The organism is Sphingomonas olei, assembly GCF_045369765.1.
GTDB classification, from domain to species: Bacteria; Pseudomonadota; Alphaproteobacteria; order Sphingomonadales; family Sphingomonadaceae; genus Sphingomonas; species Sphingomonas panaciterrae.
On the sequence record NZ_JBIQEU010000023.1, the window covers coordinates 1 to 14678 of the forward strand.

Genomic DNA, 14678 nt, shown 5'->3' on the forward strand with positions numbered 1-14678 from the left:
GCGACCACGGCGCCTTGTTTTCGCTAACCACTGCAACCAGCCCGTCCGGGCCACCGCTGCGGTGACACCCATCTAGGTGCACCCGCCCACACCGTCAAACACTTTTTGCAGTTTTCCTACACAACACCAACAAAACCACGCTTTTCCGCGGGTTCTAGGACACCACCGCCGCTGTGGTGGCCGGAGCGCTCCGGCCGAATCATCGTGCCTTGCGGCCGCCCTGCGGAACAGAATCGGGCGAATTTGGCCTCGTTGGGGTGAAGCGTGGCCAGCAGGACGGGAGGGGACGTCTGATTGGAGCGATTGGGAGGATCGTCGTTCACCTCTCCCGAAGAAACGGCTGCGCGTGAGTGTTCGATGCAGCTCAGAACATGGAGCCATGCCTGCACGTCGCCCGGGTCTCGGAGGCGCCACCTATACCTTTGCTTCATGGCAGATGCACCCTGGAGGTGGATCGACGCTGCACGCCGCCGATTTTAGGTTGCCGTAACTAAAGAAAGCGGTACGCTGCAACCAAACCCACCGTAGTGTAGAGGTTTGTGTTGGAGAGGAAAAACGCGGCCCTCGGTGTGCCGCCCGCGGCGGCATTGCGTGCACGCACCAAATTGCTGTTCGGCATGGGATCGCTGGCCGAGGGGGCGCAAACCGTTGCGTTCGGGTCGTATCTCCTGATCTTCTACAACCAGGTGATGGGTGTTCCGGCGGGGATCGTGTCGGCCGCGCTGATGGCGTCGCTGGTCATTGATGCGATCAGCAATCCGATCCTTGGCCATGTCAGCGACAATCTGCGGTCGCGGTGGGGACGCCGGCACCCCTTCATGTATGCCGCGGCGCTGCCGACGGCATTGTGCTTCTGGCTGATGTTCAATCCGCCGCAGGGTTGGAGCAACGACGCGCTGTTCTGGTACATCCTGGCCGTCGCGACGCTCGGCCGGATCGCGATCAACCTCTACGAGCTTCCCTCCGCCGCGCTGACCCCGGAGCTGAGCGAGGATTATGACGAGCGCACGTCGCTGATGACGTGGCGCTATTTCTTTGGATATGTCGGCGGGCTCGGCATCGCGACCTTGCTGTTCTTCGTGCTGCTGCGCCCCACCCCGCAATATCCGGTCGGCCAGCTCAACCCGGAAGGTTACCACCAGCTGGGCATCATCGGCGCGGTGGTGACGTTCGCCGCGATCCTGATCTGCGCAGTGGGGACACAGGCGCGCGGCAGGATGGTGCCGCAGCCCCCTGCCCGCGAGCGGCAATCGTTCGGGCAGCATTTCCGCGAGATGCTGGGCACGCTGAACCACCGCGGGTTCCAGGCACTGCTCGCCTTCGGGGTGCTGAAATTCTCTGCCGCCGGCCTGTACGCCTCGATGGCGGCGTATCTGGGCACCTATGTCTGGCAGCTGAGCCCGAGGAGCATGGGCCTGCTGGCGTTCGACGGCGTCATCGCCGCGCTGATCGCGCTGTTCCTGGCGCCGCGTGCCGCGCGCCGCTTCGGCAAGCGCGCCGTCGCCGTCGTCGCGGCGGCGCTGGGCGTGTCGCTCGGCCTGATGCCATTGTTCCTTCGCCAGCTGGGCCTGTTCCTGCCGATCGAGCCGGAGGGGCCGCTGGTGGCGACCCTGTTCGCCTTTGCGACGATCTTCGGCACCTTTTCGGCGACCTCGCAGATCATGACGAGCGCGATGATCGCCGACGTGGTGGAGGACAGCATGGTCCGCACGGGTCGCCATGCCGCCGGTACCTTCTTTGCCGCCAACGCCTTCATGAAGACGTGCACCAGCTGGTTCGGCGTGCTTGGCGCCGGGCTGCTGCTGAGCCTGTCGGGATTTCCCGAAAAGGCGATCCCCGGACAGATCGCGCCGGAGGTGATCGACCGGCTGGTCTGGCTGTACATGCCGACGATCGCGATCCTGTGGGCGATCGCCATCGTCTTCCTCTCCTTCTACCGGATCGATCGCGCCCGGCACGAGGAGAATGTCCGCCGCGTGCGCGAGAGCGCGGTGGTGGAGGATCTGTCCGCCCGCGCCGGCGAGCCTACGCGCCTGCCACCGACGGTGCTGCCCAGCAGCTGACCAGAACAGGCCCGCCACGAGAAAGGCCAGCGGCCCGACGCCGCTCAACCAACACCCGCGCAAGATCGGGGTCCCAAGGAGAAGATATATAATGCCGTTGCGTTCCTGGCTGCTCACGAGCGGCGCCCTGTTGACCATTGCCGCGCCCGCCGCGTCCATCGCGCAAACGGTCGATACCAATGTCCCGCCGGCCGGCACGGTGCCCGCCCCGGCGCCGTCGATCACCCCGCCGCAGTCCACCGCGGTGCAGCCGCCGCTGGACGACCAGGCCGCCGCCGACATCATCGTCACGGGATCACTGATCCGCGGGCAGCGGGAGGATTCGGCGCTGCCCGTCGACGTCATCACCGCCGGCGAGCTTCAGCGGCAGGGCAGCCCCAGCGTCGTCGAGCTGCTGAAGGCGTTGCCGGTCGCCAATGGCACGCTGGGCGATTCCAACCAGTTCGACAACCGCAGCCAGGGCGCCGAGGGCATCGCCAGCATCAATCTGCGCGGTCTTGGCCCGTCCCGCACGCTCGTCCTGCTGAACAGCCGGCGGCTGGTGCGCGCGGGCAATGGCGTGCCGACCGTCGACGTGAACCTGCTGCCGCTGGCGGCGATCGGGCGGATCGACATCCTGAAGGACGGTGCGGCCGCCACCTACGGGTCGGACGCGATCGCCGGCGTGGTCAATTTCATCACCAACCGGTCGCTGAAGGGACTGGTGGTCAGCGGCGACTACAAGGGCATCAAGGGATCGAACGGCGACTGGACGGCAAGCGCGGCGTTCGGACACAATCAGGACGGCCTGCGCGTCCTTGGCTCCTTCGGGTTCCAGCATCGCAGCGAATTGATGGTCACCGACCGCGATTTCGCGATCGGATCCTATACCAACAATCCCGAGAACGGCTTCACCCAGAGCGGCAATCCCGGCGTGTTCCTGCCCGTGTTCGGCAATGGCGCGCCGGCCGCTAGCCTGCGCCTCGACGCGGGCTGCGTCCCGCTGGGCGGGGTGGCGCTGTCCAACAACGGCGTCCCCAACCAGCGCTGCGCCAACCAGTATCTCGGTTTCAATGCGCTGACCGACACCGAGAACCGGCTGCAGGCGTATCTGGAAGTGGGCGTCGACGTGACGCCGGACATCGAGCTGGAGGTCACCGCGCTTTATGGCTGGTCGGAAGTGCCGCACCAGCGCAGCTCCCCCTCCTACGCCATCCTGCAGCGGCCATCGGCCTATACGCTGCCGGGCAGCTTCGGCGCGACGGCGCAGGCCGGCTTCTTCGTCCCCGCGAGCAACCCCGGCTATGCCGCTTATGCCGCGGCGAACCCCGGCGCGCTGCCGACCAGCGTCGCCGGCATTCCGGTGGCGGGCGCTACCTTCCCGGCGCTGTTGTTCCGGCCGTTCCTGCTGGGCGGGGCCAATGGCGTCGACAGTTCGGGCTGGCGTGGATCGGAATCGATCCGCTTCACCGGCGCGCTGACCGGCGCGCTCAACGATGCGCTCAATTTCGACGTGTCGGGCATGTACCATCGCTACACCCGCCAGACGATGAACATGGATACGATCGTCGACCGCGTGCAGCTGGGCCTGCGCGGGTTCGGTGGGCCGGACTGCAACCGCATCACCGGCACCGCGGGCACGGGCGGATGCCAGTTCCTGAACCCGTTCAGCAATGCGATCGAGCGCAATGCGGTGACCGGCGTCGCCAACCCCGGCTATAATGCCGCGGTCGCCAATTCGCCGGAACTGTCGCGCTGGCTGTACGAACAGTCGCGCAGCAGCTTCGTCACGCAATTGTTCGTGGCGGAGGCCTCGGTGAGCGGCCGCACCCCGATCACGCTGCCGGGCGGCGACCTGTCCTTCGCCGTGGGCGGGCAATATCGCCGTGAATCCTACGATTCCAATTATGGTGCGTTCAACAACCTCGACATCACGCCGTGCCTCGACACGCCGGTCACGGGCAACCTGACCTGCTCGCCGCAGCCCGGGCCGCTCGCCTATCTCGGCTCCAGCCGGCCGCTGTCGGTGAGGGGCGATGTCTATGCGCTGTTCGCCGAGGTACGCGCGCCGATCCTCGATACGCTCGATCTGCAGCTGGCCGCGCGCTACGAGGATTATGGCGGCGGGGTGGGATCGACCTTCAACCCCAAGGCGACGCTGCGCTGGCAGACGACCGACTGGCTAGCGCTGCGCGGCTCGGTCGGCACCACGTTCCGCGGCCCGCCCGACACGCTGCTGCAGGATGGCTTCGTCACCTCGTTGCAGGTCATCGGCAGCTCGTCGCGCGCGGTGCGCGTCTATAACAATGCCAATCTGCGCCCGGAGAAAGCGACCAACTATTCCGCCGGCGCGATCATCAAGACGGGCGGCCTCAGCGTCAGCGTCGACTATTTCCGGTACGAGCTGACCGACCTGATCGGCGCCGACCGGTATCGGGCATGACCAATGCGCTGTTCGGGGCGAGCGGATCGGCCAATTGCAACAATCCCGCCTTTGCCGCGCTGCAGGCGCGCTTCACGTTCGACGGGGCGTGCGGGATCAACAATGTCGCACGGCTCGATACCTATTATCTGAACGGCGCCAAGGTGACGAACTCAGGCCTCGATTTCCTGGCCAATTATGGCGAGGAGGACGTGCTGGGCGGCAGGCTGGGCCTGGGTGTCACGGCGACCTACGTCATCGACTACAAGACCAGCGACCTGGTGGTCGAGAACGTGCTGGTGCAGCCGGCGTTCGATGCGGTGGGCAAGCTCAATTACCAGACCAGCGCCTATCCGATCCCGCGCTGGCGTGGGCAGGCCTATGCCCAGTTCGGGGTCGATCGCGTCGATGCGCGCTTCACCTTCAATTATATCGACGGCTATGTCGACCAGCGCGCCCTGCCCTTTGCCCCGCGGCGCGAGCTGCCCGGTGCGCCGGTGATCGCGCGCGGCCAGCGGATCTCGGACTGGGCGACGGTGGACTTCACCCTGCGGGTCGAGCCGATCGACGGCACCACCGTCAGCTTCTCGATGCTGAACATCACCGACCGCGACCCGAGCTTCGCGCGGCTCGACCTCAATTACGATCCGTTCACGGGCAATGCGCTGGGCCGCCAGTGGAAGGTGGGCGTGACGAAGAAGTTCTGATCGGTGACGTTCTGACCGGAGGGTGCGGGCGCGGTTATGCCGCGTCCGCGCCCGCCGGAGACTGGGCGCCGGGCAGCATCCCGTGCGCGAAGATTTCGGCGTAGATCGCGGTCGCGCGCGCCGGCCCGACGCGCGTGGCCCATTCCTGCAGGTCGACCGCGCGGTTGAGCATCGCCATCGCCATCTGGCTGGCGATCAGCGGGTCGACGGGCCGGATCGACCCTTCGCTGATCCCATCGATGATGACCCCGGCGAAACGCAGCGCGAAGATGTTGGACTGGCTGATCACCTCACCCCGGTGGGTGGCGGGCAAGGTGGCGAGCGCGGTGGTGCGCATCAGCGGGGCATCGCCGGAAAACTGCACCTCGATCAGCGCGGTCAGCGCGCGCGACAGACGGTCCCACATGGTGCCGCCCGCGGCGCCCGCGTCACTCAGCGCCCGCGCGATCGTCTCATAGCTACGCTGGAAGCAGGCGAGGACCAGATCGTCCTTGCCCTCCAGATGGTGGTAGAAGCTGCCCTTGGTCACGCGCAGCTCGGCCGCGATGCGATCGACCGAGGCGCCGCGATAGCCGTCGCGGTTGATCAGGCGGGTGGCGGCGCGCAGGAACGCGTCGATGTCGACCTCTTGCCGGGGCTCGGGGGGCGTGGCGCGGGCGAAGGACATATGGACCAGCGCGCTGGTCGCGGGCGCAACGCCGCGCTCCCACACCTCGAACATGCGGCGCTCGACCCGGTCAAAATCCTCGATCGCGTAGAAGCGCAGCCAGACCGGCAACCACAGCACCCCCTCCAGCACGACATGCGCGCGCGCGGTGTTGACCGCCAGATCCTCCGGCTCGGTCGCCGGGCCGAACCAGTCGCGCATGCCGCGCAGCACCGACTGGTACAGCTCCGTCGCCTCGGCGCGATAGGGGTCGGGCAGCGAGCTCATGCCCGTCAGCACCGTCATCGGCCGTTCCTCGCCGGTGCGCATGCCGCGCTGAGCGGCGAAGACGAGGTGGAGATAATGGTTGAGGCGCGCGCGCGGATCGGGGCGGGTCGCGGCCTCGGCGACCTTGTCCGCGATCCGGCCCAGGGTTTCCATATAGGCGGCGTGCGCCAGCATCTCCTTGCGCTTGAAATAATAGGCCAGGCTGTTCTGGTTCATGTCCACCAGCTCGGCGACATTGGCGAAGGTCATGCCCTTCAGCCCGTGCTGATTGATCAGGGTCGCCGCCGCGTCGATCAGGCGATTGCGCCGCGCGATGAACTTGGCGGTCTTGCTGTCGGTGGTCTCGATCGCGGTCATTGCCGTCATGGTTAGCATGAACCCAGGCACCCGTCATCGCAACCGATTGTGCTCAGCGCCCCGCTATGCCAAACAGCACGAATAAAGAAAGCGGTATGGTTTGGAGAGGGTGATGGGGAACGAGTGGAACGGGTCGGTCGTGATCGTCACCGGCGCGGCGTCGGGGATCGGCCGGGCAAGCGTGCGCGCCTTTGCCGCGGCGGGGGCCAAGGTGATCGCCAGCGACATCGCCGAGGGGGTCGAGGCGCTCGCCGATGAGATACCCGGGGGGATGTGCGTCGCACTGCGCGGCGATGCGGGGGATGAGGCGCATGTCATCGCGCTGGTCGCCGAGGCCGAGCGGCACGGCACGCTGCGCGGCTTCTTCGCCAATGCCGGCATCACGGGCGGCCCGGCAACGGTGAGCGAGGCCGATCCGGCGCTGTGGATGGCGGTGCTGCGCGTCAATCTGATCGGGCCGGCGCTGGCGATCAAACATGCAGCGCCGGTGATGGCACGCCATGGCGCGGGCGCAATCACCTGCACGGCGTCGGTCGCCGGGCTGCGCGCCGGGGCGGGGCCGGCGGCCTATTCCGCATCCAAGGCGGGGCTGATCAACCTGGTCAAGGTGTCGGCGCTGGAGCTGGCAGGCAGCAACGTTCGCGTCAACGCAATCTGCCCCGGCCTGATCGAAACCAACATGACGCAAAAGTATATCGACCAGGCGCGCGCGGCCGGGCTGGGCAAGATGGTGGGCGCGACCAACCCGCTGCGCCGGCCGGGACAGCCGGAGGAGGTCGCGGGGCTGGCGCTGTTCCTCACCTCGGCCGCCGCCGCCTTCGTCAACGGGCAGGCGATCGCGATCGACGGCGGCTTGTCGGCCAGCCACCCGACCACGCCGCGTACCGCCGCCAGCCCTGCGCTGGCGCCTGCCGCTGGCGCTGCGCGCGCGGCCAGTAACTGAGCTGGAATAAAGACAGCGGTATGCCGCGGCGCGGCGTCCGCATTGGTCAGGGGAGGATGGGAATGGACGAGATCGGGATCGACGTCGTGGTGGTCGGCGCGGGGTTGTCAGGGATCAGCGGTGCGGCATGGCTGGCGATGAAGCTGCCGCGCAAAAGCTTCGTCGTGCTGGAGGGGCGCGACGACATCGGGGGGACGTGGGACCTGTTCCGCTATCCCGGCATCCGGTCGGACAGCGACATGCACACGCTGGGTTTCTCCTTCTTCCCGTGGCGCGACAAGGACGCCATCGCGGCGGGGGGCAAGATCAAGGATTATATCGGCGCGGCGATCGACCGGTTCGGCATCCGCCCGCGCCTGCGGCTGGGCCATCGCGTGATCAGCGCCGATTGGTGCAGCGAGCGCGCACGCTGGCGCGTGTGTGCGGAGCAGAAGGACGGCACCCGCGTCACCTTCGTCGCCCGCTAGCTCTACATGGGGTCGGGCTATTACGATTATAGCGAGGGCCATAATCCCGTATTCGCAGGGCAGGAGGATTTCGCCGGCCAGGTGGTCCATCCGCAATTCTGGCCGGAAAACCTCGATTATGCCGGCAAGAAGGTGGTGGTGATCGGGTCGGGCGCGACCGCCGTCACGCTGATCCCGACGATGGCGCAGACCGCGGCGCATGTGACGATGGTTCAACGGTCCCCCAGCTACATCGTCGCCCGCCCCGGCCGCGACAAGCAGGCCAATCGGCTGAAATCATGGCTGCCCGCCAACCTCGCCGGGGCCGCGGTGCGGTGGAAGAATGTGCTGACGTCGCGCAAGATGCGGCAGCGGATGATGAAGGACCCGGCGCAGGCGCGCCCGATGCTGATCGGCCTCGCCAAGGCGTCGCTGCCGCGCGGCTATGACATGACGCATTTCACGCCCCGGCATCAGCCGTGGGAGCAGCGCATCTGCCTGGCGCCCGATGGCGATTTCTACCGCGCGATCCACCGCGGCAAGGCGTTGGTCGTCACCGACAGCGTCGCGCGCTTCGTCCCCGAAGGCGTGAAGCTTGCGTCCGGGCAAGTGATCGAGGCCGATATCATCGTCACCGCCACGGGGCTGAAGCTGCTGCGCGGTGGGGGCGTGCAATTGCGGGTCGATGGCCAGCCGACCAACCTGAAGGATACGGTGATCTACAAGGGGGCGATGTATTCCAACATCCCCAATTTCAGCCTGGTGTTCGGCTATACCGGATCGTCCTGGACGCTGAAGGCCGACCTTGCGGCGCGCTACATGGTGCGGGTGCTGAAGGAGCTGGATCGCCGCGGCGCCGACATTGCCGTGCCGGCGGCGGAGGTCGCATCGATGAAGACGACGTGGATGCAGACCTTCACGTCCGGTTATGTCGTGCGGGCGCGCGAGGACATGCCGCGCCAGGGCGTCGAGCATCCGTGGCAGGTCCACCAGGATTATGTCACCGACCGGCGCATCATGCTGAAGGAGCCGGTCGCCGACGGCGTCCTGCGGCTGGTGAAGGCCGGGGAGCCGTGGCAGGTCAGCAGCGGCACGACCGCCGCGCCGCGGGTCGCGGCGGGCGGCTGAACCGATCAGCGGCCGCCGCAACCCGCGGCGGCCGTCACATCAACGCGGCATAGACCATGGTGCGGAAATCACGCCGTACCGGGATTGTCGGAACGGGCATCTGCTGCGTCATCAGGATGGCGTGGATCCGCTCCACCGGATCGATGAAGAATTGCGTCGAATAGATCCCGCTCCAGAAATATTCCCCGGCGGATCCGGGCATCATGGTGCGCGCCGGGTCGATCGTCACCGCGACGCCGAGGCCAAAGCCGGTGCCGCCCGACCCCGCATCGGCGATCGGTGCGCGGGCGAGCGCCGCGATATCGGCGCCGCCGGGCAAGTGATTGCGGGTCATCAGGTCGATCGTCTTGCGCCCGATCACCCGCGCCCTGTCGAGCGTGCCGCCCGCCAGCATCATCGAGCAGAAACGGTGATAGTCCGCGATGGTCGACAGCAGCCCGCCGCCGCCCATCTTGAACACCGGCTCCCGCGTTGCGCGGCCATCGACCGCGCGGTCGATCACCCTGGCGCCGGCCGGTGTCATCATCCAGGCGTCGGTCAGCCGGTGAACCTTGTCGGGCGGGCAGTGGAAGAACGTGTCGTCCATCTTCAGCGGCGCGAGGATGCGGCAGCGGAATACCGCGTCCAGCGGCGCGCCCTCGAGCCGGGCGACGACGATGCCCAGCACGTCGGTCGACACCGAATAATTCCACGCGCTGCCCGGCGCGAATTCGAGCGGCAGCTCGGCCAGCGCCGCCACCACCGCATCGGCATCCCGATCACCGCCCGGCGCCAGGATCCGCTGCGCGCGATAGGCCGCATCGACATTGCTGCGGTTGAGAAAGCCGTAGGTCAGCCCCGACGTGTGCCGCAGCAGATCGATCATCCGCATCGGCGGCGCGGCGCGAGTGACCCACGGCACCGCCCCGCCGCCGCTTTCGAACACGCGCAGGTCCGCGAATTCGGGAATGACGGTGGCGACCGGATCATCCAGCGCGACCCGCCCCTCCTCCACCAGCGCCATGAAGGCCAATGCCGTCAGCGGCTTCGTCATCGAGGCGATGCGGAAAATGGCGTCGTCCGCCAGCGGGGTACCGTCTGCCCGCGCCGCGCCGGCGCTGGAGCGATGCACCACCTTCCCCTCACGCGCGACGAGCAGCTGCACGTTGGGCAGCGCGCCCCGTTCCACATAGCGGGTGCGGAAGTGGGCGGACGCCTGCTCCAGCCGCTGTTCGTCGAAACCCAGCACCTCTCCCATACCGCATCCTTTGTTTTTGCTTATGCAGGTGGCGTAGCCAGCCTGCCGGACATGTAAAGCAGGCATGTGGCCCGTGGCGGGCGTCGGCCGTGACGCCTCGCCGTCACGGTAAGCGGAGCGGATCAGCGCAGAAGGCGGCGGTCAGAGGCCCAACTGGCTGCGGTCGACCGTCGCGGCGACGAGTTCGGCGCGGGCGGCGGAGCGGCGATATTCGGCGTCGAGTTGACGCAGGCGGGCGTCGGCCGCGCTTTCCTCACGCAGGTTGACGACGAGGAAGTCGCTTGCGCCGAGCTGGAAGCGCCGGCGTTCCGCCTCTGCCATGCGATCGGCGAGCGCGGTTTCGTCGGCAGCGAGCGCGACGAGGCGGTCGGCGGCGGTGGCCTGGATGGCGAGGCCGTTCACCTCGACCAGGATCTGGTCCTCGATCATCTTGCGGCGGAATTGCAGCCCGTCGGCCTCGGCCGCGGCCTCGGCGATCTTGCCGCGCGCGGTGCGTCGTTCGAGCGGCATGGAGAAGCGCAGGCCGACGATCCCCTCCAGCGGGGTGCGCGACACGCCGCCAAGGCCGACCGGGCCGACATCCTTGGCCGCCTCCGCGCGTATGTCGAGCCGCGGGCGAAGTTCGTTCTCGGCGAGCAGCCGCTTCGTCTCGACCTGATCGAGCCGCACCAGGATGGTCTGCAGATCGGGGCGCTCGATCCGGCCGGCGAGGCTGGGGCCGAGCGGCGGCAGGCGCAGGTCCGGGAAGCTGGTCGGCAGGCGATCGGCGCCGGGCACGATCCGCTCCCCAAGATCGTCGCGCAGGTAGAAGGACAGGGCATTGGCAGCGGCGTCGAGATCCTGCTCCGCGCGCACCAGCAGGGTCTGGCGACGGACGATATTCTGCCGGTTCTCGGTGCCCAAAATCTCCGGCCGGGCGCCGAGCGCGATCTGCCGCTCGATCGAGGCCTGCCGCTTCGTCGCCAGCTCCAGGAGATCGCGATAGACCGCGACCCGCCGGCCGGCGACGACCCAGGTCTGATAAGCGTCGATCGCGCGCCGCTGAACGCCGATCGCCACCATTTCGCGATCGAGCCGAGCCAGCGCAATCTCCCCGTCGGCGAGCCCCAGCCGGCCGCGGCGCTCGTCGATCAGCCGGTCACGCATCAGGGAGAAGACCGCGCCGACCTTCACCTCACCCAGCCGGTTGGTGAACGCCTTGTCCTCATAGACGGGGAAGTCGCCGCGCGACACGCGGTAGCCGCCGTAGAGCGCGCCGCCGTTGGTGGCGAGCGGGCGCGTCGCCCGCCCCTCGATGACGGTGCCGTCATAATAGCCGAGCGCGCGGGACTGCGCCTCGCCCTCGAACAGGAGGTCGAAGGCGCCCTCGGCCGACAGGCGGCGACCGTCGGCCTGCCGCTCCCGCGTCATCGCCTCGAGGATCGCGGGCGCGTGCGTGGCCGAGGAACGCAGCACCTCGTCCAGCGTCAGCGGCCGCGCCGCGGCGGGCGCCGCGACCAGCAGCGCGGCGAGGATCCAGAACATGGGGATCCAGAGCAGGCGGATCATTTCTTCACCTTGACCACCGGGTCCGGCGCAACCCCCTTTGTCTCATCGCCGGGCCGCCGGAATTCGAGCGGGAAATCGTTGAGCTGGCGCCAGAGCTCATAGCCGATGCTGACCGTTTCCATCTGGATCCAGCCGCGCACCTTGGCGCCCAGACGGACGTAATCGGTGTCGGGCCAGGGCAATTTGCCCGGCATCGGTTCGACAAGCACGCGGAACAGGCCGGTCACCTGCGCCGACGGGTCGATCGAGCGTACGCGCCCGTCGAACATGCCGTGCGCGACTGAGGGCCAGCCGCTGAACTGGATCGCCGGCCAGCCTTCGAAGGCGAGGCGGACGGGCCGGCCGGGGCGGATGACGGCAATGTCGCGGCCGTCGACCATCAGCTCGACGATCCGCACCGGCGCCTCGGGCGCGAGCGTCGCGAGCCGCTCGCCGGCCGCCACCAGGGTCGCGCCGGCGCCGGCATTGATCGACTGGATCCGCCCGTCGCGCGGGGCACGCACGGTCTGCGCCGACTGGCGGTTGAGCGTGACGTCGACGCGGCTGAGCTTCGCGCGCGCCTCGGCCAGCTTGGCGCGGTGATCGGCGACCCTGATCTGCGACGCTTCGTAATCGCGCCGCGCGGCCAGCCCCTCGGCAAGCAGCTGGCCCGAGCGGCCGATGTCGATCTGCGCCACGGCCATCGCCTGTTCGGCGGCGGCGATTTCCGCCAGCACCTGCGCGCGTTCGGCGGCGAGGCGGGCGAGAAGGTTGGGATCATTGTCGACGATCCGCGCGATCGGATCGCCGCGGCGCACGCGATCGCCGTCGCGGACGAACCAGCGCTCCACCCGGCCGGGGACGAGCGCGGTGACATCCTGCACGCGATCCTCCGGGTCGAGCGCGGCGACCTGCCCCGCGCCGGCAGAGGTCTGCACCCAGGGGACGAGGAACAGGATCGCGGCCACGACCGACAGCGTCACCGCGATCAGCCAGGCAAAGACGCGCGTGGCGCGTGGCGGGCGGATGCTCGCCAGCGTCGGGAAGTGGACGATATGGTCAGACCGAAAGGGCAAGGCTGCCTCCCTCGCTCGCGATGGCGATCAGCGTATCGACGTCGGGGCAGCGGCGCTGCTCGGTCGCGCCCATCCACAGCGCGCCGTCCCGCTCCAGCCCCTGCGGGCGGCGGGTGAATTGCAGCACGGTGGTATCGCCGCGCAGCCGCGCGAGGGCGGCATCGACACGCTCGGGCGGCAGGAGATCATAGAGCGGCGAGAGCACGAGCAGCTTGGGCCTGGCGAGCAGCGCGGCGGCCAGTTTCAGCGCCATCAGCTCCCCCACCGCAAGCGGCCAGCCGGAGGTGGAAACCACGGTGTCGAGCCCATCGCGAAGGACGCTTAGCCGCTCGCTCAGCCCAACGAGGTCGAGTACCTCGACCATCCGCGACGTGTCGCCCGAGGCGGCGAGCCGCAGGTAATCGCGGATCGGCATCTCGACGAAGCTGGGGCGGTCGAGCACCATCACCTCGGCGCGTAGGCGATAGGTGTCGAAGCCGCTGATCTCGCGCCCGCCGACGACGACCAGGCCGCGCTCCGCCGCCTGGTGGCGCTTCAGCAGCATCGCCAGCGTGCGCTCGACGCCGGGCGCCGCGACCACTGCCAGCTGCTCGCCGGCAGCGATCTCGAAGTCGAAGCGGTGGCCGTCATGTTCGACATGGGCAAAGCGGATCGCGCCGCTGGCCGGGCCCTCGCCATCGCCCCTGCCCTCCTCCTGCGGCACCGCCCAGAACAGCGACAGCTCCTCCAGCCCGGCGGCAAGATCGTACAGCGTTTCCAGATACGGGCCGAACTGCGCGATGCCGTAGAAGACGCCCGACAGGATCAGCTCCGCTGCGACCAGCTGGCCGATCGACAATTGCCCCTGGATGATGAGCCAGCCGCCCAGCGCCAGCAGCGCGGCGCTGGCCAGCGCATAGACGAACAGCAGCGCCAGCGTCTGCGCGAAGGTGTAGCGGAAATGCCGCCGGTGCGCGGCGACATAGGTGGCGGTCACCGCCTCCGACCGGTCCATCGCGAAATCGACATGGCGGCTCGACTTGTAGAAGCCGTTCGACCCGCCGACGCTTTCCAGCCAGTGCGCCGCGGCATGTTTGGCATGGCTCTTGGCCACCGCGCTGCGGATCGCGCCCGAGGCCCAGATCTGCCAGATGAGGAACAGCACCACCGCCAGCACGACGTTGAAGGCGAGGAAGAAGGGGTGGTAGAAACTGGTGACGACCAGACCAACGACGCCCTGCAGCACGATGGTGAAGCCGCCGATCAGCAGGCTGGGCAGCGTCTTCTGCACCGTCATCAGGTCGAAATAGCGGTTGAACAGGTCACCGCTGCGCGCGTCGGCGAAGAAGGGGTTTTGTGCGTGGACCGCGCGCAGCGTGATCTCCGCGACGATGCGCGCGAACAGCCGCCGCTCGAACAGCGCGAGCAGGTGGACGCGAAACGCCGCAAGCACACCGGCGAAAAGCAGGAGCAGGAACAACAGCGCGGCGAGCGTGAACAGCGGGGTCGGCAGCGCAGTGTTGGCGACCGAATTGATCAGCAACTGAACCGAAATCGGCGTGGCCAGCGACAGCAGGGATATCGCCACGCCATAGACCACCGCCAGCCGCACGAACGCGGCGTCAGGCCCGAGCACCAGTCTGATCCAACCCGCGAATGCCCGGATGCCCGGACGCGCTTGCGCCATATACCTGCCTTCCTGAGATGCCGCACATCTGAGGAGGGCCCGCTATCGTTTCAATCGTCGCAACACTATAGTTCTGCGATGCCTGCCGTGCAGCGCAACAATTCTAAGGGATCGAGCAAGACTTTGACATAATCCAGCGCTGCCGAGACATGGTTTCGGGGGCAGCAGGGATCGGTCGATATTGCTCCTGCGG

General features: G+C 67.9%; 11 protein-coding genes. 6 read left to right on the plus strand and 5 right to left on the minus strand.

What is annotated here, in order from left to right; all coding sequences use genetic code 11:
* The first annotated feature begins 542 nt into the window (after positions 1-542).
* The 3 genes from ACH0BU_RS15960 (at position 543) to ACH0BU_RS15970 (ending at position 5171) form a co-directional block, all read left to right on the plus strand.
* Complete coding sequence (locus ACH0BU_RS15960) at positions 543-2063, plus strand: MFS transporter (RefSeq protein WP_500264293.1); 1521 nt, start codon at positions 543-545, stop codon at positions 2061-2063.
* 91 nt (positions 2064-2154) lie between these two features.
* The gene (locus ACH0BU_RS15965) at positions 2155-4485 is read left to right on the plus strand and encodes a TonB-dependent receptor plug domain-containing protein (RefSeq protein ID WP_500264294.1); all 2331 of its coding nucleotides are present in this window, start codon (positions 2155-2157) and stop codon (positions 4483-4485) included.
* Entirely contained in the window at positions 4482-5171 is a 690-nt protein-coding gene (locus ACH0BU_RS15970; RefSeq protein ID WP_500264295.1) for a hypothetical protein, read from the plus strand. The genes ACH0BU_RS15965 and ACH0BU_RS15970 overlap by 4 nt, the downstream gene beginning before the upstream one ends.
* A 34-nt stretch (positions 5172-5205) precedes the next feature.
* On the opposite strand, the gene ACH0BU_RS15975 is transcribed toward ACH0BU_RS15970, so the two are convergent.
* Complete coding sequence (locus tag ACH0BU_RS15975) at positions 5206-6462, minus strand: TetR/AcrR family transcriptional regulator (RefSeq protein WP_500264296.1); 1257 nt, start codon at positions 6460-6462, stop codon at positions 5206-5208.
* 112 nt (positions 6463-6574) lie between these two features.
* On the opposite strand from ACH0BU_RS15975, the gene ACH0BU_RS15980 reads away from it, so the two are divergent.
* The 3 genes from ACH0BU_RS15980 (at position 6575) to ACH0BU_RS15990 (ending at position 8979) form a co-directional block, all read left to right on the plus strand.
* Complete coding sequence (locus tag ACH0BU_RS15980) at positions 6575-7405, plus strand: SDR family NAD(P)-dependent oxidoreductase (RefSeq protein WP_500264297.1); 831 nt, start codon at positions 6575-6577, stop codon at positions 7403-7405.
* A gap of 62 nt (positions 7406-7467) precedes the next feature.
* Complete coding sequence (locus tag ACH0BU_RS15985; protein ID WP_500264298.1) at positions 7468-7872, plus strand: NAD(P)-binding protein; 405 nt, start codon at positions 7468-7470, stop codon at positions 7870-7872.
* A gap of 6 nt (positions 7873-7878) precedes the next feature.
* On the plus strand, positions 7879-8979 hold the full coding sequence (locus ACH0BU_RS15990; RefSeq protein ID WP_500264299.1) for a flavin-containing monooxygenase: 1101 nt from the start codon (positions 7879-7881) through the stop codon (positions 8977-8979).
* A 34-nt stretch (positions 8980-9013) separates the two neighbouring features.
* On the opposite strand, the gene ACH0BU_RS15995 is transcribed toward ACH0BU_RS15990, so the two are convergent.
* The 4 genes from ACH0BU_RS15995 to ACH0BU_RS16010 form a co-directional block, all read right to left on the minus strand.
* Complete coding sequence (locus tag ACH0BU_RS15995; RefSeq protein WP_500264300.1) at positions 9014-10216, minus strand: serine hydrolase domain-containing protein; 1203 nt, start codon at positions 10214-10216, stop codon at positions 9014-9016.
* A 141-nt stretch (positions 10217-10357) separates the two neighbouring features.
* On the minus strand, positions 10358-11764 hold the full coding sequence (locus ACH0BU_RS16000; RefSeq protein WP_500264301.1) for a TolC family protein: 1407 nt from the start codon (positions 11762-11764) through the stop codon (positions 10358-10360).
* The gene (locus ACH0BU_RS16005; RefSeq protein WP_500264302.1) at positions 11761-12819 is read right to left on the minus strand and encodes an efflux RND transporter periplasmic adaptor subunit; all 1059 of its coding nucleotides are present in this window, start codon (positions 12817-12819) and stop codon (positions 11761-11763) included. Before ACH0BU_RS16005 ends, ACH0BU_RS16000 begins: the two co-directional genes overlap by 4 nt.
* Positions 12803-14485, minus strand: a complete 1683-nt coding sequence (locus tag ACH0BU_RS16010; RefSeq protein WP_125946553.1) for an ABC transporter transmembrane domain-containing protein — start codon at positions 14483-14485, stop codon at positions 12803-12805. The genes ACH0BU_RS16005 and ACH0BU_RS16010 overlap by 17 nt, the downstream gene beginning before the upstream one ends.
* Positions 14486-14678: the final 193 nt, after the last annotated feature.